Origin of the sequence: Sphingomonas echinoides ATCC 14820 (genome assembly GCF_000241465.1) — a bacterium.
In the GTDB taxonomy this organism is placed as follows: Bacteria; Pseudomonadota; Alphaproteobacteria; order Sphingomonadales; family Sphingomonadaceae; genus Sphingomonas; species Sphingomonas echinoides.
In genome coordinates, this window is record NZ_JH584235.1 from 100,766 (window position 1) to 124,070 (window position 23,305).

A 23,305-nucleotide genomic window follows, 5' to 3' on the forward strand; every position below is an offset into this window, starting at 1 on the left:
GGGGACCGTGGTGCTAGAAATTGTAGCGTACGCCAACCCGGAACAAACGCCCGAGCGTATCGTAAAGCGCCTGATTGACGTCGATGCCGGTATTGGTCTGCGGCGACGGTGCCGGATCATGATCGAGCAGATTGTCGATCTTGAAATAAGCGTTCAATTTCTTGGTGATGTTGAACGATCCGCCCACGTCGAGATAGAAAGCGCCGGGCATCGTGTTGTTGTCGATCGTCGGGTGCTGTGTGGTCGAGACCGGGCAGCCGCTGCTGCAAACGACATATTCGTTGCTGTACACACCATCGCTGAACCAACGCTGCTGCACGCTGAGGCTGAACCGATCGGTGGTCCAGCTTTCGGTCGTGAGCAATTTCCACGATGGGGTGTTGCCAGCGTTCACGCCCGCGCCCTGTGTCGGGATCGTGCCGGGAACGCCCGGATCGGTGATGAAGTTCTTCACATTGGTGGCGAGCCCGCGCAGCACGACGCGGCCCGGCAGGCCGATCTTGGCGACGTCGAATTGATAGCTCGCCTCAATGTCGAACCCGTCGGTGAAGATCGACGCGAGGTTGAACGCCTGCAGATTGACATAGGGCGCGGTCCCCGCCGGTGGCGTGAGGTTGAACGCGCCACACAGCGTTGTGATGTTATTGAGGTAGCACAGATTGACTTCCTGCTGCGAATTGAGCGTCGAGATCACGCCGTTGATCTTGATGCGGTAATAATCGAACGACGCGCTGAAGCCGGGCAGCCAGTGCGGGCGCGACAGCACGATGCCAGCCGTCGTGTTACGCGCGATTTCGGGCTTGAGCGCGGTGTTGCCGATCGCGTTTTGCAGGATGGTCAACGTAGCCGGGTCGCCCGGTGCGCGGTTGGGATTGGGGTTGCTGAAGTTCGGCACGGTCGTGGTGATCGGGGCTGCGAACAGTTCCGACAGGTTTGGCGCACGCACGTCGCGCGAGGTGACTGCGCGCAACCGCACGCCGTCGATCGGCGTGTCCCAGGTGCCGCCGACCTTCCAGGTATAGATCGTGCCCGACGTGCTGTAATTGGTGACGCGTCCGGCGACGTTCAGGTTCGCGCTGCCCAGCGCATCCGATTTGAGGAAGGGCAGGTTGAGTTCGAGGAAACCTTCAGCGACGTGATAGCTGCCGCGACCGGCGTGATAATTGCCGGCGTACCAGTTGTTACCCGCGGTATTGAGCACCGGATCAGCGGGATAGGTGCTGGTATAGGGTGTCTCGGCCGAAACGCCGTTGCCGTACGGATCGCCCACGACATGGTAGAATTCATTGCGATATTCGGCACCCGCAGCAAACGACACCGGCCCTGCCCACAGGCTAAGCGGTGAGCCGCTGAAGCTGAAGGCGAGCGCATCCTGCGTCTGGCGGGTGTGCTGGAACGGGCCGTTGGTGGGTTCGATATAAGCGAGCGCCGCCGCGCTCGGCGGTGTGCCGCCGATGATGTTGATCGGCACGCAGCCATTGGCGCGCGCGACCGGGTCGGCGCAGACGATCTGGCCGTTCAAGCTGATCGCCTGGATCGCCGCATTATAGCGCGGGGTCAGCGTGATGTTCTTGACGTGGATGTCGGTGATGTTCTCGCCATGCTCATACGAGAAGTCGTAATGCCACGTCGTGCCGAACACCGGCACCTTGCCCGTCGCGCCGCCGACGAAGCGATATTGCTTGCGCGTCGGATAGACCGTGATGTTCGCGGGCAACTCGCCATTGCTGCTGCCGAACTGGAAGCTGGTGATGCCCGCGGTCGCGCAAGCCGCCTGGATCGAGGCGGGGACGAACGGGTTTGAGCATTGCAGCGTCAGGCTCGATTTGGTCGCGCCGGGGTTGGGCTGGTTCATCGTGTCGACCTGCGCGACGTTGACGGTCGCATAGATCTCGTTGTTCGCGTCGAGGTCGAAGCCGATGCGGCCATAGCCATTGTAACGATCCAGCCGCGATTGCAGCGTGGTGCCAATGCCGACATTGCCCGACAGGTCGCCGCCCAAACAGAAGCCGCCTTGCGGGTAGCAGCCCGAGACGAGCCCGAACTGTGGCGTGCCCGGTAGGGCCTTGGACGGAACGCCGTTCGAGCCATATTGGAACTGGAACGGAACGCCGTTCACGTCGAACGCCGTGCCCTGCAACGGCCCGCCCGTGATCAGCCCATATTTGGTATATTGATAAGCCTGCGCATGGTCGCGCACGAGATATTGCGGCGATCCGTCATTGGTCACGTTGCGGTTGATGAAGGTCGAGGTACGGTACCAGCTGCGTCCGTTGGCGAGCTGCTCGCCAAAGCCGCCGGCCGGAACGCCATCTTCATGGTCATATTCCCCACTGACTTCGACATGCAGGCGATCGTTGAAGAACGACTTTCCGGCCGCCGCCTGGAACAGATACTGTTTGTTGTCGCCGTAAGTGGTGATGCCGCCCTGGACGTTCGCCTTGAACCCGACAAAGTGCTTCTCGGTGATGAAGTTGACGACGCCGCCGACCGCATCCGAACCATAAGAAGCCGATGCGCCGCCCGTCACCACATCGACGCGCTTGATCAGCAATTGCGGGAACAGGCTGATATCGGGCACGCCCGTCACGTTCGCGCCGACGACGCGCTGGCCGTCGAGCAGCGTCAGCGTCCGGATCGTGCCGAGCCCGCGCAGGGAGAAGGAGCTCAAGCCCTGCTGTCCGCTCGACGTGCTGTTTGTGCCGGTGGTGACGCCAGTCGACCCCTGCAGCGAGGGCAATTGCGCGATCGTCGTGAAGACGTTGGGTTCGGCGTTGCGCGCGATATCGACCGCGCCGATCGTCTGGGTCGGGGTCGGCGCGGTGAAGCCGCCGGTGGTGATGCGCGAGCCGGTGACGACAATGTCCTGCGCGGTATTATCGGCGGTGTCGGCCGGTAGCGTTGCCGGGGGCGGCGGGGCTGCAGGCGTGGTTTGCGCCTGGGCCGGTGCCGCGATCGCGATTGCCATTAGCGACGCGAAGCTGGCGGTCAGGAGCGCGGTGCGCCTGCTGCTGGAACCGGGAGTACGGTCTGTGATCATGTTGGTCATGGGGATCCTCACCTGTTTTTTGTTGTCGTTCTGATCTGGGTCATCCGCCGCCCATGGCGACGGCGTAAAGCGCGTGATGCGTAAGAATGAAGAGCGTCGCGTGATCGGTGCCCCCGAAGATCAACTGGAGGGGGCGTTCGGGCACGTCGATCCGGCCGATCTCGCTGCCATCGGGCGCGTAGGCGAAGATTTGCCCGTTCGCGATGAACACGCGACCCTGGCCGTCGACCGCGACGCTTTCGCCGGCGCGCTCGGCAAAAGGCTTGAGCTCGGAAAGCGTTCCGCCCGCGCCGACACGTGCGCTGTACGTGCGGCCCTCGGATTCGTTGCTGGCATAGATGCGGGTGCCAACGCGCCCGTGGATCAGGCTATAGGCGTCGAGCGTGTCGGAGAAGCGCCAGCCGACATGGTCGGGTGTGCCCTGTTGCCACACGCGAAAGGCGGGGAGCACGAGGCTGCCGTCGGGCGAGACATATTCGCGGGGTTTCGGCGTCCCGGCGTCGCGCGCGAACATTTCCCCGAGCGTGGTGAAATGGTCGGTCCTGGCGTCATAGTGATCGCGGAATTCGCCATTGTTCCACCAATTGCCGGGGAGCAGCGTCTCCGCATCGCGGTGCGCGGCGACCGGTGTTGCCGTGATGACCGTGACGTCGGTTTTCGACGCAGCAGGGTCGAAGGCATAGACACTGCCTTCCGCACCGAGCGAGGATAGCACCAGCACCTTGCCCGAACGCTCGATCGCCAGGTTGACCGGATCGAGCGCAGCGTCGCGGACAATCTCGAGCCCCGCCGCCGTGCTCCAGCGATAGATTCGCTGGAAGCGATGCTCGACGAAATAGAGCGCGCCCGCAGCATCGACTGCCGCACCCGAGATCGAGAAGAAGCCGCTTTCGAGTTTGCGTACCGGCCCGGCCCCCGGCACCGGAGCGGGGGCCTCCGCCAGCACCGGCTTGGCGGGAATGTCGAGGGTGGCGAACTCGCGCTCGCGCACCTCAAGGTGCTGCGTCCTGTCCTGTATCGCATTTTCGAACGGGAATTTGCTGACCCGCAAATAGGTGCCGCAGCCGTCGGCCTGGCAAGTGGCAAAGCCGCTCTCGGCGTTGATATGGACGTTGCGGAAGCGAATGTCCGACGCATTGGTCAGCTTCACCGCCGACACTGCCGGGTGGAAGGTCCGCGTTACCCGGTAGCTGTGATAATTGGCGAACAGCAGGTTGCGCGAGTTGCGGATATCGAGCGAGGTCGCATCCATTCCCTCGCCGACTTCCTGTTCGGTCTGCGGTGCGAGAAATTCCCAATTTTCGACCCCATCGAGCACGATCTCGTTGCGGACATGATGCTCGGCCGAAAGCTGATAGACATGCCCCGGCGTCTTGGTGTCAGACACGGTGAAACCAGCCTGGGCGAAGGTGTTGGGCGTCCACACGTCGGCAAAGGTGCCGCCCCCGCCATCGGTCACCCAGATGCTCGGATATTGCGCGTCCCAGCGATTGTCGGCGACCGGATCGCCGCTATGCGCGTTGCGCGCGCCGAGCGGCAGGCGGTCCGCGGTCGGGGTCCCGCCGCCGCCCATGATCTTGACGTCGTCGACCAGCGAATCCGCACCCGCTTTCCATAGCAACGCCGAGGCGCGCGGATTGATGCGGCCGGTGAACAGGCCGAGGCCCGACAGGATGTTGCTGCCGCCCTTGGAGCTTTCGAGGATCGGCACCACGCCGCCGACGCCTGCATGAGCGGGGTTATTGTCGGGCAGGACGAGCTGGGTCAGCGCCGGGTGCAGGCCCAGCAGCACCGTATCGGGCCGCAGCTTGAGCGTATTGGTGACGCGGTAGAAACCGACCGGGAAATAGAGCACGCGCTGCGTATCGATCGCACGCTGCAGCGCGGCGGTGTCGTCGGTCGTGGCATCGCCGCGCGCGCCGAGATCGCGGACGTTGTGCCACTCCGCCACGGCGGGCAGCGCGCGGATGGCGTTCGGGCGCGGCGGGGGCAGGGCGGCGAGCGGCGTCATCTGCACGTCGGTTGCGATCTGGCCGGTCGCGCCGAGCATCGGCACCGCGAGGCCGTGCGAAAAGCGCGCCACGCGATATGCGCGCGTTGGCGACGCGACGGTCTTGCCGCTCTCGCGAAACCGCGCAAACACCGGCGTGTCGGTCGCGACGGCATTGTCGAAGCCGATCTGGGTAAAGACGCTGCCCTCGCGGCTGATGATCACCCCGGCGCGCGACACGCGCTCGAACCGCACATTCTTACCCCACAGCGAGTCGCTATAGCCGGGGTCGATATCGACCCCCACCGGCGTGTCGCGGATAGCGACGTTTACGAGCGTGAGGTCGACTTCATGCTCGCGGATCGCGGCGTCGCGCTGATGGTCGAAGCTCGAATCGATCAGCGTGAACTGCCAGGCGGGCGAGGTCTTTTCGGTGAGGATGCCATAGCGCCCGCCATGGAAGTGGACGTCTTCCATCACGTTGCCCGCCTGATAGACGCCGGCCAAAGCCGAGCCCAGGCGAAAGTCCATATGGCTGAGAAAGGCGTGTTGCGCGACGCGGAAGCGCACCGCCGTTGCGGCCGGATTGCCGGCGCCGATCTCGACGTCGATATTGCTCATCGCCGAATAGAAGGTCGCCGAATTGGCGTCGCGCACGTCGTCGCCACCCTTGCCACTGGGCGGCACCACGGTCGGCACGGGCACGGCAACCTTGCCGACGGCATATTGGTCGCCGCCGGTGAACACCACCATCGTCACGACGCCGCTTTGAAAGCCCGGTGTCGCATCGGCCAGCACCAGCACCGGGCGGGTGGGGCCCACACCCAGGATCCGTACGCCGGGCGGCACCAGGATGCTGTGCGACAGCCGATAACGGCCGGAGGGCAGGAAGACGATGCCATTGCCGTCGGTGATGCGCGCCGCGTCGATCGCGCGCTGGATCGCTGCGGTCGCATCGAAACGTCCGTCCTTCGCGCCGCTAACCGTTACCGCGCGCGGCTCATTTGGGGCCGTTGCAAGCACCGACCGGGCCGGGGCCGCGCACGTCGCGACCGGGGCCAGCAGCGCCACCGCAGTCGTCGCCAGCATGGCTGCTCGTCTTTTCACGGTGCTTTGCCTCTCCCCCAACCGACGCCTGCGCGTCTGGCCGATGCTGTGCATAAGCGACCATCATGCGCGTGCCATCCGCGACGATGGTCGTAGTTCCCAGGCCGATGCGCCCTGCAGTATCAGGGCTTATGAAAGGCCCGGGGCCGACGCGGCGCGTCGGGGCCCAGTCCGGTTTTGGGGACAGCATTTTGCAACGGGCAGTCAGTCACAGCGTGGTCGCGCCGATGGCGGTAATCGTGATGGGCGTCAGCGGCAGTGGCAAGTCCACGCTCGGTGCCCTGCTCGCATCCGCGCTGGGTGCGACGTTCCTTGAGGGAGACTCCTTTCACGACGCGGCGGCGGTGGCCAAGATGCGCAGTGGCCAGCCGCTGAACGACGCCGACCGCTGGCCGTGGCTCGACCGTTTGGGAGCCGCGATCGATGCCGAGGTGCGCGTCAACGGGCTGGTGGTGGCGGCCTGTTCGGCGCTGCGGCGGAGCTATCGCGACCGGCTGGTGGCGGCGATCGCCGCGCCGACGCGGTTCATCCTGCTGGACGGCAGCCCGGAGGAACTCCGCCAACGGCTCGCCAATCGCGCTGGGCACTATATGCCGAGCAGCCTGCTGGCGAGCCAGCTCTGCACGCTGGAGCGGGTTGCCCCGGACGAGGCGGCGACCACGCTCGACGCCGCCGCCTCGCCCGATCGGCTCTGTGCGGAAGCGATTGCGTGGTTGGACAGTGGTGGGCCCCCTGCGGAGGAGCAGAAACGATGAAAGGGTGTGTCGGGCTTGCCGTGCTATGCCTGCTGGCTGGCGCCGTTATGGCGCAGACCCCGGCGCTTGTGCCTGTTGTCGCACCGATCGAGCTTCCGCTTTGGCCGGATGGTCCCCCGGGCGTCGATCCGCTGCGCGACACGCCCGAGATCGTCGAAAACACCTATGTCCGCAGCGTACATCGCCCCTCGCTCACGTTGTTGCGCGCCGACCCGGCGCACGCCAATGGCGCGGCGATCATTATCGCGCCCGGCGGTGGCCACCGCATGCTGGTGTGGGCCAATGAAGGGGTGATGCCCGCCCGTGCGCTCAACCGCTTTGGCGTCACGGTGTTCGTCCTCAAATATCGTCTCGCCCGGGAAACGGGCTCAAACTATCGCATCGAGCGCGACGCGGCGGCCGATGCACGGCGGGCGGTGCGCTTCGTGCGAGCGCATGCCGCCGACTATGGCGTCGATCCCCGTCGCATCGGTCTGATGGGATTTTCGGCAGGCGGCGAACTTGTGTCGCTTGTCGCCGACAACCCGGCACCGGCCGAGCCTTTGGGCGATGCGATCGACCAAGTCGATGCGCGGCCTGACTTCCAGATTTTCATCTATCCGGGTCCGCTCGGCGTGCCCGCGCGCGCGGTTGCAGGAGCGCCGCCAGCGTTCCTGGCCGCCGGGACGCTGGACGCCTGTTGCGCCGAGCCCACGCTCACGCTCTACCAGCAACTGCGCGCCGCGCATGTCTCGGCGGAACTGCACCTGTTTGCCGATACCGACCATGGCTTCAACGTCGCGGCCCATGCCGAACGCGTTTCGCTGCAGCATTGGCCCGACCGGCTCGCCGACTGGTTGAGCGATGGCGGCTGGCTTGTGCCCGGCGGCGGCAAGCGCGCGACGCCCAGCAGCACGACCGAATTGTTGCGCAATTAGGGCAGCAGCCGCTTGCGGCCTTCAGACAAATGCCAGCGCATCGCCAGCGCCGCGCCGTCGCCGTCTTGCACCCGGATCGCGTCGACCAGCATTTCATGTTCCCTTAGCATCGCGCCGATCACCTCGGGCGGGCGCGATCGCGAGATGTCGACACCGGCGCGCATGATCCGGTCGACATCGCCGAACAGCGCATCAAACGCGACCAGGAAGGCGGGGTTGGCGGTCGCCAGCACGATTTGCCGGTGCAACGCCATATCCTCGTCATGCGCCGGTGCACTCGACAGCAAAGCGGTGCGGAGCGCGTGCAACGCCGCCTCGATCGCCGCCATTTCCGCGCTCGAGCGGCGCGTGGCCGCCAGCCGCGCCGCCTCGGCTTCGAGCACGAAGCGCACCTCATAGGTGCCGAAGGTCGCCGACATATGGTCCATCGGCAGAAACGCGATCAGCCGGTCCGATGGGCGGCCCTTGACGAACGAGCCCGCGCCGCGCCGCGCCTCGGTAATGCCGTCTGCGGCCAGACGGACGAGCGCTTCCCGCACGATCGTGCGCGACATGCCGAACATTTCTGCCAGGCGCGCCTCGGATGGCAGCCGATCACCCACCGCCAGCCCATCGCCATTGATGATCTCGACGATCCCGGCATAGGCCCGGTCGGCTAAGCGGCCTTCATTCATCGGTCGTTCCTTGGTCACCGCGTCGGGCGCGTGCCGTCAGAATAGGTGACTGGCGATAAGGATCAACGCCAGTCCGAGCACGGAGACGACGGTCTCCATCACCGACCAGGTGCGAAACGTCGCGGGCGTATCGATGCCGAGATAGCTTTTCACCAGCCAAAATCCGGGATCGTTGACATGGCTGAAGAATAGCGATCCCGCGCCGATCGCCAGCACGATCCATTCGGGCGACGCGCCCGAGGCGGCGACGAACGCGGGCATGATCCCGGCGGTGGTGATCGTCGCGACCGTCGCCGACCCGGTGGCGAGGCGGATACAGACCGCGACCAACCACGCCAGCACGATCGGTGACAGCGGCCCGCCGGTCGCGACCCGCGCCAGCAAATCGGACAAGCCAGCCGTGACGAGCACTTGCTTCAGCGCGCCGCCCGCACCAATCGCCAGCAGGATCGCGCCCGCCGGCTGCATCGTCTCGGTCCAGATCGCCTCCTGCACCTTGGCATCGCCGATGCGTCGACCAAATAGCAGCGGCAGCGCCGCCAGGCACGCGATCAGCAAGGCGAGCACCGGATTGCTGGCCACCGCGAGCACGCCAAAGCGGGCGGCGACCGGCGGCGGCAGCAACGCGACCGCTTGCCCCGCTGCGATCAGCACCACGGGCATCAGCACGACCAGCAGCGCACGCCAGTTCGCGGGGGCAGGCATGTTCAGCACCGTCGGGGCGAGCAAGGGTGGTGCGAGTTTCACGCCGCGTGCGGTGAATTTCGCCAGTACCGGCCCGGCGACGATTGCGGTCGGGATGCCGATGAGCAAGCCATAACCGAGCGTGCGCAGCAAATCGGCATGGAGCGCCTCGACCGCGAGCAACGGGCCCGGATGCGGCGGCACCAGCGCGTGCACCACCGACAGCCCGGCCAACGCCGACAGCATCAGCCGCAGCTTTGCCGAATCCTGGTTTGCACCCGCCGGGAGCGCCGCCGCCGCCGCCGCGACGATCGGCAGCAGCAGCACCAGCCCGGTTTCGAAGAACAGCGGCAAGCCAATGAGGAGGCCCGTCGCCACGCTCGCCCAAGGCGCGCCGCGTACGCCGGCCCATCGCAACGCGGTGCGGGCGAGGCCGGCGGCGGCATCCGACAATTGCAGCATCGCGCCAAGCGCCAGCCCGAGCGCGACCACCAGCCCGGTGCCGCCCAGAATATCTCCCGCGCCTTTCTGGATGGCCTTTGCGGTATCGGCAATCGGCAGGCCGGCGATGATCCCGACGACGAACGCGCCCGACAGCAACGCGACAAACGGATGCAAGCGCCCGCGAACGATCAGGACGATCGACAAGCCGATGCCGAGCATGGCCGCCACGATCAGGCGGTAATCCTCGGGCCTCATCGCGTGTGGGCCGCGATCGACGCGGTGGCGGGCACGGTGTGGCCATGCGCCAGCGATTGCGAATGGACCATCGGACCCCCTTCTCCGCCGCAGTCTCTCGCAATATGCGGGCTGCGTGGGTGTATCTGTACGACAACAATGCGCAATATTCCAAGATTATTCACGTCAAATCAGCAAAAATTGTAATATGCGCTTGAATCTGTCCAACCAATTTGAATAGGATCAAGCCATCGAGACTCGCATCGGGTTTCGTTCGATCGGCAGAAGCCGACAGTCGGACGTGGCATGTCCCGTTGCGGCGTAAAGGGGGGAGAGGGCTGAGATGACGAGGCAGCACATAGCGGTGAGCGAGGTCACGCTGGACCGAGATGCCTCGGCTCCGTTCGCTCGCCTGACCCCGACGCAGCGCAAGGTCCTCGACGGGGTCTATTGCGGCCAGCTCAACAAGCAGATTGCCTATGACCTTGGCATAGCCGAGGCGACCGTCAAAGCCCACATGACCGCGCTGATGCGCAAACTCAAGGTCCACAACCGCACGCAGTTGGCGGTGACGGCGCAGGCGCTTGGCTGGAACAAGAGCGCGCTGGCGCATTGAGAGCGCGGCCTGCGCGCCACTGAAATGCGCGATGCGGCATTTGTGACGTGGTGCGCCCGGTTGCAGTCGATGCCGCTATTGCAACCGGGCGTGCGTTATTGGTTTGATGGCCGCTCGTGGCCGTCCGTTTAGAACTTCACCTCCGCCTGCATGGTGAACGAACGCCCGCGTGGATCGGCAACGCGCGGCTCCCACGAGCTGCCGCTGCCGTTGTTGCTGTCATAGGAGATGGCGAAGGGCGGGTTGGTGTCAAACAGGTTGCGCACACCGAAGGTCAGCTTGAACCCTTTGATCCCGTTATAAGAAGCGGAGAGGTTGTAATAGATATAGTCCGCGACATCGGTGATGTCGTTTGACGGGTTGAAGGTACCCGCCAGCACGCCTGGCAGCACCTGATTCTTATAGCCTGAGCGGAAGATCTGCGTCAGCGACACGCTGAAATCATCGTTCGAATAGCTCACGAACGCATTGTGCTTCCAGCGCAGGCCAAGATCGGACGCGAGCGAGTAGACGCCAAGCTGCTGGATGGTCGCGGCGCTGGCGTTGACCTTCTCCTCCTTCTTGAGCAGCAGCGTGCCGTCCAGCCCCGCGCCGAAGCTGCCGCCAAGCGCGTCGATGCTGCCGCGCACCGTGAAGTCGACGGCCTGGGTCTTGGTGTTCCCCGCATTGGCATAGGTCTGGTCGATGACGGTCAGCTTGCCCGAGGAGTCGCGGATGAAGCGATCCTGGAAGATCGAATAATTGGCAAACAGATATTGCAGCGGCAACACCTGGATGGTGTTGTTGCGGTTGATCGACCAGAAATCGGCGGTCGCACTGAAGTGCCGTGATGGCTCAAACACCACGCCGCCGCTGAACATCGTCGCGGTCTCCGGCCCCAGCGCCAAATTGCCGCCGTTGCGGATGTTGACGTTGTTGTTGAGCGACGGACAGCCGTTTGCCGCATTGACGGTGCCGTTCGGGCAGTTTTTGGGGTCTGCGAAATCAGACCCAGTGTAGACCGAATCCGTGTCGGGATTGAAAATCTGGTTGAACGACGGCACGCGGAAGGCGGTGTTGTAGGATCCACGGAACATGATCGGCTTGAACGGCCGATATTTGAGCGAGATCTTGGGGTTTGTCGTCGTTCCGAAGCCCGAATAATCGTCGAGGCGGCCGGCGAGCGTAAGCTCGAAGCCCTTGAAGATCGGCACGAGCAACTCGGCATAGACCGCCTTGATGTCGCGGTGGACGCCGTTGAGCGCGTTGCCATTGTCGAACGGAGCCGCGATGATCGTCCGCTGCACAGCGCGCTGATCGCCGTTGAACTTATATTCCTCCCGCCGGAAATCGACGCCGGTCGCCAGCTTTACCGTGCCGCCCCAGATGTCGAACAAGGACCCCGAGACCGACGCATCGCCCTGCTTGACCGAATATTTGCCGCCATACAGCACGACGCCTTGCGCCGACGCCGATTGGATCGCCGCCATCCCGGCGGCGCTTTGCGTCTGGCCGGGGAACAGGAACGGGTTGACCGCGCCGCTATTGAGCGCGGCGACCAGCGCGTCCTGATAATAATATCCGGTGCCAAGCGTCGAGGCCGAGATGCTGTCGGCATAGGAAATGCCGGCACTGTAGTCCCAGCCCTTGAACAAGGGCCCGGTCGCATTCAGCGCGGCGCGGAAGGTGGTGGTGGTGGTCGAAATCTCGCGCTCACCGCATTCGACGCAGCGCCAGCGATAGGAGAAGGTAGAGTTGGAGTTCAGCAGCCCCGGAAACACGCTGTTGATGCGGCTGACGAGGTTGTCGAAGGCGACATCGTTGACGCCCGCGATCCGTGCATATTTGTAGTTTTGGGTGGTGGTGTTGGGCGTGATCTGCACTGGGGAGAAGCGCTTGACCGAGTCCGCGCTTGATCCCGTGATTTCGAGCGCGATCTCATGCTCGCCGAACCGCTTCACCGCGCGCCCGAGATAGGTCAGCGTGTTGAGCTGTTGCTGGAGATAGACGTTCTTGCCGGTGTCGTAGGAGCAAGCGAGGCCGTTGCCCGGTGCGCCCCATACGTCAGTATCGTAAATATCCTGGTCCGGCACTGCATTACAGCCCGCCTGGCCGGGCAGACGCAAGGCGTTAATGCCGCCGGTGGCGCGCACCGTTGTTCCCGGGATCAGTGGAAACGCGGACGATGTGGCGAAGCTGGTGCCCGCCAGGTTGACGATTGTCGCAAACGGCGTGCCGCGCGTATCGACGCCAAGCCCGCGGTCATGCTGGAAGGTGTTGACGAAGCTGCGCGAATGCGCCTCGAGCGGGGAAATCCAGCTATAGCTGACCGTCCCCATCACGTTGAAGCCCTGCTTGTCCAGATCGCCAAAACCGGCGATCGCCGACAGGCGGTAGATCGGCGCGTCGCCTTTTTCGGTTACGTCGGTGAAGGCGGTCGCGCCGAAGCCGCGATAGTTCTTCTTGGTGATGAAGTTGATGACGCCGCCGACCGCGTCGGTGCCGTAGATTGCCGATGCGCCGTCCTTCAGCACTTCGACGCGGTCGAGCGCGGCAAACGGGATCTGATTGACGTCGACGGCCGAGCCGGTCGTGCCTTGCGCCGCGACCCGGCGCCCGTTGAGCAGGACCAAGGTCGCCGCCGAGCCCTGTCCGCGCAAATTAGCGAAGGACGCGCCGTTATTGCCGCGCCGTTCCGAGGTCACGACGTCGGAGTTGCTGGCGAGGTTGTCGGCCGAGCTGCCATTGTCGGTAAGGAACGCAATCAGCTGTTCGGGGCTGCTGATGCTGTTGCGTTGCAGTTCCTTGACGGTGATGACCTGCAAGGGGAGCGCGCTGTCATTCGGGTTCTGCTTGATGCGCGAACCGGTGACGAGAATATCGGCTGAGTCGGTCTTTGCCGAACTCTCTCCCGCGCCGATCAAGGGCGTGGCCGCCCCGGTCGGGGTTGCTGCTTCCTGCGTCGTCTGGGCGAACCCGGTCCCGGCGAAAAGACACGTCAAGGCGGTGAACGCCGTGCCGGAAATGAGCAAAGTCTTGAGCGACGTCATAGTCTGAACCCCCTTTTTGCGCCCCCGCGCAACCCTGGACATTAGGTAACAGGAATGTTGCATCGCGCCATAGTTTCTCTTGCGAGTGCCATAGCCTATGGGCATCTCTTGCGACGGATTTGACCAAAAGTGTTGCGTGCGCGCACCAGTGCAGCATTGACGCTGGGCCAAGCGCAGACGAGCATGCCCCGGTCGCGGTAGTGCGGCCGCAAAAAGGGGATTGCGATGTCGGCGGTGATATCCGGCGCGTCACTGCCGGAAACGCCGAGCGTTGCCACGGGGCTCGACTCCGCGCGCAGTCGGTTTGCGTTATATCTGTTGCTCGGCTTCTCTGCCGGGCTGCCGTATTACATGTTTTCGACGATCCTGTCGGCGCGGCTGGCGAAGCACGGCGTGGATCTGGTGCTGATCGGCTTTTTCGGCTGGGTGCAGTTGTTGCCGACGCTCAAGTTCCTGTGGGCTCCGTTGCTGGATCGCTTTTCGGTGCCCGGTTTCGGGCGCTTTTTCGGACCGCGGCTGGGGTGGATCATGCTCTCGCAATTGGGCATCTTCGCCGCGATGGTGGCGATGGCGTTCACCTCGAGCGATGCCAGCCTGCCGCTGACCGCGCTGTTCGCGGTGCTGCTGGCGTTCTGGACGACGACGCTGGAAGTCTCGGCCGACGCCTGGCGGATCGAGCTAGCCCCCACGCCCGAAACGCAGGGGCCGCTGACGGCCGCCAATCTGTGGGGCTATCGCAGTGCGATGGTCGCAGCGGGCAGCGGCGCGCTGATCGTGGCGGACCATGCCAACTGGGCCTGGGCCTATCTGGTGATCGCGGCGGGGGCTTTCGCGCCGCTGCCGATCCTCGCCACGATGCGCCCGCAGGCGAGGGCGGGGCGCGCGCGGGGCGTAGCGCTGGCAACCGGGCTCGGGGCCAGCGCGGTGATCCTGGGCCTGTCGCTGCTCCTCGCGGCGGGGGTGGGGGCGCTGGTGTTGCGCGCGGCGGCGGCTATCGGGATCAGCGCCAAAACCGACGCCACGACCACGGTGTTGGTGCTGTGCCTGCTGCCCTTCTTGATCATGGCGGCGTTGCTGCCGCGCATTGTCGGTCTGTCAGCGGGCGCGTGGGCGCGGCGCTCGACGATGGTTGGGCCCTATGTCGATATTTTCTGGCGCTTTGGCTATAAGGTGCTGCCGCTGCTGGCCTTTGTCAGCTTTTACCGCATGGGCGACGTGCTCACGCTGGCTTTGTCCAAGCCGCTCGAAATCGCGGCGCATTATGACCTGACCACGATGGGGATTGCCGATGGCTTCGTCGCCTTGCCCAGCAGTATGGCAGGCGTTGCCCTGGGGGCGGTGCTGGCGGTGCGGTTGCGGCTGACGCGCGCGCTGGCGCTGGGGGCGATCGGCTCGGCGCTGGGCAATTGGATCTTTGTGTGGCTGTGGTTCCAGCCGCCAAGCCCGCACGTCATCTACATCGCCACCGCGCTCGACCAATTCGCGCATGGCATGGAAGGGGCTGTGTTCGTCGTGTTCCTGTCGATGCTGGTGAACCCGCGTTATCCCGGCGCGCAATATGCGTTCCTGTCGGGCTTTGCCTTTCTGCTGCCACGGCTGCTGGCGGGGGCGGGGGGCAATATCGCGCGGCATATTGGCTTTGACGGATTTTTCTGGCTGTCGGGCGGGCTCAGCCTGGCGGCGGTGCTGTTCCTGCCGCTGATCGCGCGGGTGCAGCCGCGCGAGGAGGCGGCATGATCGACATCGAACGCGCGTTCGCGCCAGCGGCGGCGGCAGTTGCCGAGGGGCGTATCCCCGGGGCAACGCTCGGGATCGTCACCGCCGATGGCAAGCGGGCGGTGCAGGTCGCGGGCCACGCCGCGCTGCTGCCCCAGCCGGAAGCGCTGACCGAGGCGCATTGGTTCGATCTCGCTTCGGTCACCAAGGTGATCGCGACGACGACGATGATCCTGCAGCTGGCCGATCAGGGCCGGCTCGATCTCGATGCGCCGTTGACCGAGGCGATCCCCGACTTGCGGCAATATGACATAGCGGGCGCGCCCGAGCGCCGCCTAACCTTCCGCGATTGCCTGGCCCACCGCACCTTCTTCCCTGCGGTCGAGCCGATTTACACCTATGGCGATGATCCGCAGCGGCTGCGCGCCTTCGTGCTGCAGCGCGAATGGCGGCACGGGCCGCCGGTTTATTCCGACATCAACTTCATCCTGCTCGGTATCGCGGTCGAGCGGCTGACCGGTGCGCCGCTCTCGGCCTGGTCGCTCGGCGCAGGGCTCGCTTATGGCCCGCCGCCCGGCCCGGCGGTGGCGACCGAGCGCTGCGCGTGGCGCGGCCGCGTGCTGAAGGGCGAAGTGCATGATGAGAATGCGGCGGCGCTGGGCGGGGAGACCGGCCATGCCGGACTGTTCGGCACGGTCGGCGGCGTGCTCGATTTCGCCGCCGGGCTGCTCGACGGGAGCGGCGCATCGCCCGCGATGCGCGCCGCAATCCGCACCCCGTTCTACGAGCATCGCACCTGCGGGTGGGAACGCAAGTTTGACGGCTGGTCGGGCGGGGCGGCCTGTTCCGCCGAGACGATCGGCCATACCGGCTTCACCGGCACCGGCCTGTGGATCGATTTCGAGCGCGGATATGCCTGGACGCTGCTGACCAACCGTGTCCACCCGACGCGGCATTTCGACAGCGGGATCTTCGTGCTGCGACCGGCGACTGGCGATGCGGTGGTTGGGGCGGTGGGGTAGGGGGTGATTGGACTGGGCGATAACTTCCGCTCAGTTGCGGGCATTCGCTCCTAGCTGCATAAGGCCGAGATGAAAGAAGCGTGCAACCTCTGCTGTTGCGCAGCCCTACCTGACTTGGCCGCAGTGCCAATGGGCGGCGATGATCTCGACGAGCGAGTGCTTGCCACCATCGAGAATGTCGTCGATCATGGCGGAGACGCTTGGTGGTTATACCTTTCGCAGTGCCGCGCCTGCGGTCAACATTGGATGATTGCTCAGGAAGAACGCATCTTCGATGAGTACTTCCTACGGCGGTTGACCGTCGATGAGGCTAACCGCATCTCCGCGAATGGCGAGTGGCCGGTCGAGCTTCTCAGCTACGAGCGCGTGCTCAAGACAGGGCATGCCTTGCACATTCGACCCTGCATTTTCTTAGAGCGGCTCTCTCCGTCGCTGATGTGGGCCGTGGAAGAACTGCGAAAGGAACGGTCCGACATCTCAGTGGAGGAGATCGCGTTTCTGCTTGGTGTCACCGAAAAGCAAGCGAAGCGACTCTTGGCGGCAGCGTCTCCGGGGTACGGTTCGAGGTGGCAGCGGATGCGGCACCGTCTGGGTGTGTAACGTTTCCCTTGCGAAGCAGGGATGTCTCCCTCCCACCAATCCCGGTTGCTCCGCCCCAGCGTTGCCCCCTAAACGAAATGCGGCTCGGGCCGTTCGCGCAATTGCTCGTAATGCACCAACGCTTGTTCCGCGCCCAAAGCGACTGGCTGGCCGTCGCGGAAGGTCCATTCGCCGCGGTCGCAATCTTCGGCGCGGACATAGCCGTTGATGTAGAAACGGCGCAGATGGGTGGCGGTATTGGTGCCCGAGGCATGGACCAAATACGGGCTCCACAAGGCGATGTCGCCGGGTTCGAGGATCAGGTCGACTTGATCCTCGGGCGACAGGCCTGCTGCGTCGAGCGCGCTATCTTCGGGCGAGCGGCCGAGCGAGGCGGCGGGGTCGAGCGGCAGGGCTCCGCGCGTGTGGCTGCCGGGGATGAAGCGCATGCCGCCGCTGCCCGGATTGTGCGGATCGATCGCCAGGCCGGTCTGGACATAAGAGCTGCCGAGATTGCGATACGCCTCCGCCGGGCGGCGCGATTTCGCGTCCTGATGCCAGGCGAAATCGCCGCTGCGATCGGGCAGTTTCCAATGCAGTTGGTTGATGATCTGCTTGATGTCGCGCCCGATCAGCGGCTCCAGCAGCGTCGCCCAGCGCGGATCGAGCCGCGTCTGGTTGAGCAGCGCGACATGGTAGGACGGCCATTGCACCATCGGCACATGCGGCGCGCCGTCGGGGCCGGGGCGGACGGTGTAGAACAAATTGCCGTGGCGGAAGCTCCGGCCATACGCCACGCCTTCGGCATAGACCTGGTCCATCGCCGCGCCGATCGCGGCGACCTCGGCGGGCGAAAAGAATCCGCGCACGATGGCGTAGCCATGGGCACGAAAGTCGGCGACATAATCGGTCATTACCCGTCTCTCAGTTTTGCGATGCGATCAGGAGCAAGGCGGCGTCCATCGCCCTGGTCGCGCTCGCGCCTTCGGGAACATCGTTGGCGTAAAACGCCATCGTCAGCATGCGCCCGCTTTTGGTGACCATATAGCCCGACAGGGCATTGGTGGCGTTGAGCGTGCCGGTTTTGGCGAACAATCTGTGGTCGAGCGCGGTGCCGGCAAAACGGCGCGTGAGCGTGCCTTCGCCGCCCACCGGCAGCGTTGCGCGCCACGCGGTGCCCCACGGCTGCGCGCTCACCCAGCGCAGAAAGGTCACCACGCCGCGCGGCGTCACCCGGTTGTAGCTCGACATGCCCGAGCCATCCGCAAAGTCGAACGCCACGCGCGGCACGCCCGCCTCGGCAAGCATCGCGCGCACGGCGACCTGGCCATCGGCGATCGATCCGCTGCCGTGCTTCAGGGCGACGCGACGCAGCATCAGTTCGGCGTGGAGGTTCTGGCTGACCTTGTTGATCAGCGTCAGATCCTCGATCAGCGGTGGCGGCGTCAGCCGCGCGAGCGCGGCGGGGGCGGGGGGCCGTGCTGCGGGCACGCTGCCACGGATTGCCGGGTCGTCGGCGGGCGTGAGCGGGCGATGGCGCACGCTGACGTCGCCCGTCACGCGAACGCCGCGCGCAACCAGCATATTGCGCAGCATCCACGCAGCATAATGCGCCGGATCATCGATGCCGAGGCGCAATGGCTCGGGCTTGCTCGCAACCGCAATCGTGCCGCCAAGCCGCACCACCGTGCCGTTCGGCGCGCGATCGAAGGTGATCGTGGTCGCACCCGTCGCCGTCGTCAGCGCGCCATTTTCGAGCGTGTAATAAGGCGGCAGCGTCACCGTCGGCGGGCGGCCGGGCGTGCTCGGCGTGACGGCGACGGGCAGTTCATTGTCGTCGAGCGTCAGTGCAGAGGTGGCGGTGCCCGATTTGGTCGGGATGTTGTTCCAGCTCATCCCCGGGCTCCAGCGCTCGTCGGGATAGAGGCTGTCATCGCCGACCACGTCGCGCACCACGCCCGTTTTGGCGGCGACGGCATCGGCCAGCGTCGCAAGGCAATCGACCGTGCAGGCCGGGGCGCTCGACAGGCGGGCATCGCCATGCCCTTCCAGGATCACGTCGCGCTGCTTGCCGGTCTGGTCGATCCGCACCGCCGCACCGCCCGCTTCGTCTGGCTGGTCGAGCGCGCCCAGCGACCAGAAAGCGGCGGCGGTGGTGAACATCTTGGTATTGGAGGCCGGGATGAAGCGCTGATCGGGGTTGATTGCGACGATTTCGGTGCCGGTCTCATCCGCCACGACCAGGCCAAAGCGCGTGCCGGGGCTGGCGCTGCGCAACACGTCTTCGACCCGGCTCTGCAACGCGGATTGGGCGTGGAGCGCGGTCGGCAGGGCGGCGACAAGCAGCAGGACGAAGGGCGGGACAAGGGCGCGGTGCATTCGCGCAGCCTAGGACCAATTGCGCGACAAACAATGCAGTGCGGCACATACAGAGCGTTGGCCCCGGTATAACCGTTGCGCATGATCGTGGCGATCGGCGGTTGTCGCCACCGCCATGCGGCTTCACAATGTCGCCATGACACGGCGCATCGCATTGGGGTTGGGGCTTTGCGCCCTGCTATTGGCTCAACCGGCAATGGCCGATGATCTGGCCGCGACCTTGGCCTTGCCGATTTCGAGCGGGTTGGTGGGGGCGGCCGATACGCCGCGCTTTGCCTGGGTCGAAAATGCGGGCGGCGTGCGCAACATCTGGGTCGCGGCGCGGGGTGCGCCTGCGCGCGCGATCACCGCGTTTACCGAGGATGACGGGCAGCAGCTGTCCGATCTCGCGCTGACGCGGGATGGCACGAGGCTCGCTTTCGTGCGCGGTGGCGACCCCGAATTTCCCGATGGCAGCATCCCCAATACCGCCGCCAGCGCGACGCCGCCCAAGCAACAGCTTTTCCTCACCGCGACCGCTGGCGGCGCGGCGGAACGGGTGGGTGAGGGCCACGCCCCCGTCTTCGCGCCCGATGGCGAGCGGCTAGCCTATACCCGCAAGGGCGAAATCTGGCTGTGGAGCCGGGCGACAGGCGGGCAGCGGATCGCCACGGTTGCGGGGGATGTTTCCCGGCTCGAATGGTCCCCGGATGGCCGCCAGCTTCTGTTTGTCGATGAACGCGGGGACCATAGTTTCATTGCCTTGCTCGATGTGGCGGCGCGGGGGGAGGCGCGGCTGCGCTATCTCGATCCTGGCCTGGGCTTTGCGGTCGAGCCGTGCTTTGCGCCCGATGGCAAGAGCATCGCCTATATCCGCTTCGTCGATCCGCTCGCCACCGCTATCGGGGATGGCGGCCGCTATTGGTCGATCCGCAGCGTCGAGCTTGCGAACGGGGCGGCGCACACGCTGTGGGCGGCCCCGGCGGGCGCGGGCGGAGCCTATGCCGGATCCCGCGCGCGCAATCTCTTCTGGGCGAAGGACGGCACAATCGTCTTCCCGTGGGAGCGCAGCGGTTGGCTCCACGCTTATGCGCTTGATCCTGCGCGCGGCACCGCGCGCGATCTAACGCCGGGCGCGTTTGAGCTGGAGAGCTTCCTGCTGTCATCCAATGGCAAGGCGCTGGTCTATGCCGCCAATGCCGGGGATCTTGAACGGCGTCACATCTGGACGGTGCCGCTCGCCGGCGGCACGGCGATGCGGCTGACGCACGGCGCGGGCAGTGAAACGATCCCGACCTTCGCCGGAACGACGCTGGCGGTCCTGGCGACCAGCGCTACGCAATTGGCGTATCCTGCGCTGGTCGGCGACGCTCTCGCTCCGCTGCATGACGCGCCCTCGTTTGCCGGGTTTGCAGCGCCGGAAACGGTCACCTTCGCGGCGGAAGACGGCGTGCTAGTCCATGCCCAATTGTTCCGCGCGCATGGGGCCGGCAAGCATCCCGCATTGGTCTATGTGCATGGCGGCCCGCGTCGGCAGATGCTGCCCGGCTTCAACACATCCTATTATTATTCGAACGCCTACATCCTGAACCAGCATTTCGCGGCCGAGGGCTATGACGTGCTGTCGATCAACTATCGCAGCGGCACCGGTTACGGTCACGATTTTCGCGAAGCACCGGGCCAGGCGCGCGGTGGCGCCTCGGAATATCGCGATGTGCTGGCCGCAGGCAAATGGCTGGCGGCACGGGCCGATGTCGATCCGGCGCGGATCGGGATTTGGGGTGGGAGCTGGGGCGGATATCTGACCGCGCTGGCGCTCGCGCGCAATAGCGACCTGTTCGCCGCCGGGGTCGATTTTCACGGCGTCCACGCGATGGTCCGCCCGGTCGAAAAGACGCTGTCGCCGGAGGCAGAGGCGGCGGCGCATCAGTTGCAATGGCAATCCTCTCCGCTCGGCGCGATCGCGACGTGGCGATCGCCGGTGCTGTTGATCCACGGCGATGACGACAAGAGCGTGGATTTCTACCAATCCTTGCTGCTCGCGCGTGAACTCACCGCACGGCAGGTGCCGTTCGAGCAATTGGTCTTTCCCGATGAGCGCCACGATTTTTTCCGCTATGCCGATTGGCTGGCAAGCTATCGGGCGACGGATGATTTTCTGGATCGCACGCTCATGCACAAGGTCACGCGATGAAGTGGGTTGCCGCGTTTCTGGCGATGTCGTCGCTGTCGGCAGTGTGCGCGGCGGCGAGCCCCGACGATACGATCCTCATCCGCGGCGCACGTGTGTTCGATGGCAGCGGCGCGCCCGCCACTGTTGGCGATGTGCTGGTGCGCGGGGACCGCATCGTTGCGGTCGGCCCGCACCTGCGCAAACCGCGCGGCGCGCGCAGTGTGGACGCGCGGGGGCTTACGCTGATCCCCGGCCTGCATGATCTGCACACGCATCTGCGCTCGCCGGGTTATGATGCGCCCGATGATCTGGGCAAGGCCTATGCCGGCTATCTGCTGGCAGGGGTGACGTCGGTGAACGACTATTCGGTGTCGGGCGAAATGATTGCGCCGATCCGCCAGATGGTCGCTTCCGGGGCGGTCGCGGCCCCGCACCTCGAACTGGCGGTGCGCGTGGGCGTGCCGGGCGGGCACGGCACCGAATATGGTTGGGGGGCCTTCTTCACGTTGCAGGCCGCAACCCCCGCCGCGGCGCATGTCGCGATGGCGACCGCGCTGCCGTACCAGCCCAGCCTCATCAAGGTGTTTGCCGATGGCTGGCGCTATGGGCGCGACAGCGATCTCAACAGCATGAACGTGCCGACACTTTCCGCAATCGTGGCCGATGCGCACAAGGCCGGTCTGCCCGTCATCACCCATACGGTAACGGTGCAGGGCGACCGCGTTGCGGCGATGGCCGGGGTCGATGCCGTGGGCCACGGGGCCGGGGACGCGCTGATCGACGATGATTTGATCGCGCTGATGAAGACGCATCACACCGCCTATATCCCGACATTGGTGGTGTATGAGCCGCAGCAGACCCGCCGTTTCGAACCCGACGAGCAACGCGCGCTGACGCCGCCCGAGGCGGCGTTCGAAGCAAGCCATGCGGCGCAATCGTCCAAGCCGGTCGCGGCTTATGATGCGAAGCGGTGGGCGATCATGCAGGACAATGTCCGGCGTTTGAAGGCGGCAGGCGTCCGCATCGGCGTCGGCACCGATGCGGGGATTGAGGGGGTGTATCACGGCCCCGGTACGCTGCGCGAAATCTGGTGGCTGACCAAGCTTGGGTTCACCCCCGCCGAGGCGCTGGTCGCCGCGACCGCAACGAGTGCCGATATTCTGGGGCGGTCGGCGGACAACGGGCGGATCGCGCCGGGCCAGCGCGCCGATCTGGTGCTGATCGCCGGGCGACCCGATGAGCGCATCACCGATTTATGGAAGGTGGCGCGTGTGTTCGTGTCGGGTCGCGAGGTCGCGCTCGCCCCGCTTCGCGCGCTGGTGAACAGGGCCGCGCCAACGCCGCTCCCGCTGCACGTCATGCCGGGCCCAATCGATACCGGCGCGCGCGCCGACGGACGCACCGATCTCGACACCTTGCCGGTCGAGAGCACCGATTCCGGCGTCGACCATAGTCATCTCGATTTCGTTCGGCCGGGGAGCGACGATCCGAAGTCTCCCGATCGACCCGTCTTCCTGATCGCGCACATGGGGGCCAAGCCGCGTCCGTTCGCGCAACTGGTGCTGCCGCTCACGCAAGGTGCGGTGCAGCTCGCCGATGCGCGGGGTTTCACCGGCGTCGCGTTCGATGCGCGCGGTAGCGGGCGCTACGATTTGTTGTTCGACAGTTATGCAATCAACGATGATGACTGGTTCCGCACCGGCTTCGAAGCAGGGGAGGTTCGCCGCACCTTCCACATCCCGTTCAGCGCCTTTGCCAGCCGCGAGCCAAAGGCTCAGCTCGATCTGGCGAAATTGCGCGCGCTGATCGTGCGGCTTGAGGGCAAGCCCGGCGGCAAAGCGTGGCTGCAACTCGACAATATCCATTTCTATCGCGAACGCGCGAGCGATGACCGGGCTGCGCCGCTGCCAGCACCCGGAGCCCGCAATCCGCAGCATTATAGCGAAACCAACTGACGC

General features: G+C 65.3%; 15 protein-coding genes. 8 read left to right on the plus strand and 7 right to left on the minus strand.

Going from position 1 to position 23,305, the window contains the following annotated elements:
- Nucleotides 1–13 precede the first annotated feature (13 nt).
- Both ON00_RS00305 and ON00_RS00310 read right to left on the minus strand, forming a co-directional pair.
- On the minus strand, nt 14–3,040 hold the full coding sequence (locus ON00_RS00305) for a TonB-dependent receptor plug domain-containing protein (protein ID WP_245535609.1): 3,027 nt from the start codon (nt 3,038–3,040) through the stop codon (nt 14–16).
- A 49-nt stretch (nt 3,041–3,089) separates the two neighbouring features.
- Nucleotides 3,090–6,128: a glycosyl hydrolase family 28-related protein gene (locus ON00_RS00310; protein ID WP_010402327.1), complete on the minus strand. Its 3,039-nt coding sequence runs from the start codon at nt 6,126–6,128 to the stop codon at nt 3,090–3,092.
- 245 nt (nt 6,129–6,373) lie between these two features.
- Here ON00_RS00310 and ON00_RS00315 point away from each other — a divergent pair, with 245 nt between their 5' ends.
- Both ON00_RS00315 and ON00_RS00320 read left to right on the plus strand, forming a co-directional pair.
- On the plus strand, nt 6,374–6,901 hold the full coding sequence (locus ON00_RS00315; protein WP_245535610.1) for a gluconokinase: 528 nt from the start codon (nt 6,374–6,376) through the stop codon (nt 6,899–6,901).
- Nucleotides 6,898–7,818, plus strand: a complete 921-nt coding sequence (locus ON00_RS00320) for an alpha/beta hydrolase (RefSeq protein WP_010402329.1) — start codon at nt 6,898–6,900, stop codon at nt 7,816–7,818. Before ON00_RS00315 ends, ON00_RS00320 begins: the two co-directional genes overlap by 4 nt.
- Here ON00_RS00320 and ON00_RS00325 read toward each other — a convergent pair.
- Together ON00_RS00325 and ON00_RS00330 are read right to left on the minus strand one after the other, a co-directional pair.
- Nucleotides 7,815–8,492 (minus strand): FadR/GntR family transcriptional regulator, encoded by a 678-nt coding sequence (locus tag ON00_RS00325; protein ID WP_010402330.1) that lies wholly within the window; start codon nt 8,490–8,492, stop codon nt 7,815–7,817. The two genes, ON00_RS00320 and ON00_RS00325, sit on opposite strands and share 4 nt — an antisense overlap.
- 36 nt (nt 8,493–8,528) lie before the next feature.
- A complete protein-coding gene (locus tag ON00_RS00330; protein ID WP_010402331.1) occupies nt 8,529–9,875 on the minus strand; it encodes a GntP family permease in 1,347 nt (448 codons plus the stop codon).
- A 322-nt stretch (nt 9,876–10,197) separates the two neighbouring features.
- On the opposite strand from ON00_RS00330, the gene ON00_RS00335 reads away from it, so the two are divergent.
- Nucleotides 10,198–10,470, plus strand: coding sequence for a helix-turn-helix domain-containing protein (locus tag ON00_RS00335; protein ID WP_010402334.1), 273 nt, complete (start codon nt 10,198–10,200; stop codon nt 10,468–10,470).
- 128 nt (nt 10,471–10,598) lie between these two features.
- Here ON00_RS00335 and ON00_RS00340 read toward each other — a convergent pair whose 3' ends face one another.
- A complete protein-coding gene (locus ON00_RS00340; protein WP_010402335.1) occupies nt 10,599–13,499 on the minus strand; it encodes a TonB-dependent receptor domain-containing protein in 2,901 nt (966 codons plus the stop codon).
- Nucleotides 13,500–13,724: 225 nt separating this feature from the next.
- Here ON00_RS00340 and ON00_RS00345 point away from each other — a divergent pair, with 225 nt between their 5' ends.
- The 3 genes from ON00_RS00345 to ON00_RS00355 all read left to right on the plus strand — a co-directional run bounded on the left by ON00_RS00345 (nt 13,725) and on the right by ON00_RS00355 (nt 16,837).
- Entirely contained in the window at nt 13,725–15,236 is a 1,512-nt protein-coding gene (locus ON00_RS00345; protein WP_010402337.1) for an MFS transporter, read from the plus strand.
- Nucleotides 15,233–16,237 (plus strand): serine hydrolase domain-containing protein, encoded by a 1,005-nt coding sequence (locus tag ON00_RS00350; RefSeq protein WP_010402339.1) that lies wholly within the window; start codon nt 15,233–15,235, stop codon nt 16,235–16,237. The genes ON00_RS00345 and ON00_RS00350 overlap by 4 nt, the downstream gene beginning before the upstream one ends.
- 129 nt (nt 16,238–16,366) lie before the next feature.
- On the plus strand, nt 16,367–16,837 hold the full coding sequence (locus tag ON00_RS00355) for a hypothetical protein (RefSeq protein WP_010402342.1): 471 nt from the start codon (nt 16,367–16,369) through the stop codon (nt 16,835–16,837).
- Nucleotides 16,838–16,905: 68 nt separating this feature from the next.
- Here ON00_RS00355 and ON00_RS00360 read toward each other — a convergent pair whose 3' ends face one another.
- Nucleotides 16,906–17,730: a phytanoyl-CoA dioxygenase family protein gene (locus tag ON00_RS00360; protein WP_010402344.1), complete on the minus strand. Its 825-nt coding sequence runs from the start codon at nt 17,728–17,730 to the stop codon at nt 16,906–16,908.
- Nucleotides 17,731–17,740: 10 nt separating this feature from the next.
- A complete protein-coding gene (gene dacB / locus ON00_RS00365) occupies nt 17,741–19,195 on the minus strand; it encodes a D-alanyl-D-alanine carboxypeptidase/D-alanyl-D-alanine endopeptidase (RefSeq protein ID WP_010402345.1) in 1,455 nt (484 codons plus the stop codon).
- A gap of 196 nt (nt 19,196–19,391) precedes the next feature.
- Between dacB and ON00_RS00370 the strand changes: the two genes are divergently transcribed.
- The gene (locus tag ON00_RS00370; protein ID WP_010402346.1) at nt 19,392–21,368 is read left to right on the plus strand and encodes an alpha/beta fold hydrolase; all 1,977 of its coding nucleotides are present in this window, start codon (nt 19,392–19,394) and stop codon (nt 21,366–21,368) included.
- Nucleotides 21,365–23,302, plus strand: a complete 1,938-nt coding sequence (locus ON00_RS00375; RefSeq protein WP_010402347.1) for an amidohydrolase family protein — start codon at nt 21,365–21,367, stop codon at nt 23,300–23,302. Before ON00_RS00370 ends, ON00_RS00375 begins: the two co-directional genes overlap by 4 nt.
- Nucleotides 23,303–23,305: the final 3 nt, after the last annotated feature.

Coding starts and splice junctions, on each gene's coding strand:
- ON00_RS00305 (WP_245535609.1), bottom strand. CDS start 3,040: ATGATCACAGACCGTACTCCCGGTTCCAGCAGCAGGCGCACCGCGCTC.
- ON00_RS00310 (WP_010402327.1), bottom strand. CDS start 6,128: ATGCTGGCGACGACTGCGGTGGCGCTGCTGGCCCCGGTCGCGACGTGC.
- ON00_RS00315 (WP_245535610.1), top strand. CDS start 6,374: ATGGCGGTAATCGTGATGGGCGTCAGCGGCAGTGGCAAGTCCACGCTC.
- ON00_RS00320 (WP_010402329.1), top strand. CDS start 6,898: ATGAAAGGGTGTGTCGGGCTTGCCGTGCTATGCCTGCTGGCTGGCGCC.
- ON00_RS00325 (WP_010402330.1), bottom strand. CDS start 8,492: ATGAATGAAGGCCGCTTAGCCGACCGGGCCTATGCCGGGATCGTCGAG.
- ON00_RS00330 (WP_010402331.1), bottom strand. CDS start 9,875: ATGAGGCCCGAGGATTACCGCCTGATCGTGGCGGCCATGCTCGGCATC.
- ON00_RS00335 (WP_010402334.1), top strand. CDS start 10,198: ATGACGAGGCAGCACATAGCGGTGAGCGAGGTCACGCTGGACCGAGAT.
- ON00_RS00340 (WP_010402335.1), bottom strand. CDS start 13,499: ATGACGTCGCTCAAGACTTTGCTCATTTCCGGCACGGCGTTCACCGCC.
- ON00_RS00345 (WP_010402337.1), top strand. CDS start 13,725: ATGTCGGCGGTGATATCCGGCGCGTCACTGCCGGAAACGCCGAGCGTT.
- ON00_RS00350 (WP_010402339.1), top strand. CDS start 15,233: ATGATCGACATCGAACGCGCGTTCGCGCCAGCGGCGGCGGCAGTTGCC.
- ON00_RS00355 (WP_010402342.1), top strand. CDS start 16,367: ATGGGCGGCGATGATCTCGACGAGCGAGTGCTTGCCACCATCGAGAAT.
- ON00_RS00360 (WP_010402344.1), bottom strand. CDS start 17,730: ATGACCGATTATGTCGCCGACTTTCGTGCCCATGGCTACGCCATCGTG.
- dacB (WP_010402345.1), bottom strand. CDS start 19,195: ATGCACCGCGCCCTTGTCCCGCCCTTCGTCCTGCTGCTTGTCGCCGCC.
- ON00_RS00370 (WP_010402346.1), top strand. CDS start 19,392: ATGGCCGATGATCTGGCCGCGACCTTGGCCTTGCCGATTTCGAGCGGG.
- ON00_RS00375 (WP_010402347.1), top strand. CDS start 21,365: ATGAAGTGGGTTGCCGCGTTTCTGGCGATGTCGTCGCTGTCGGCAGTG.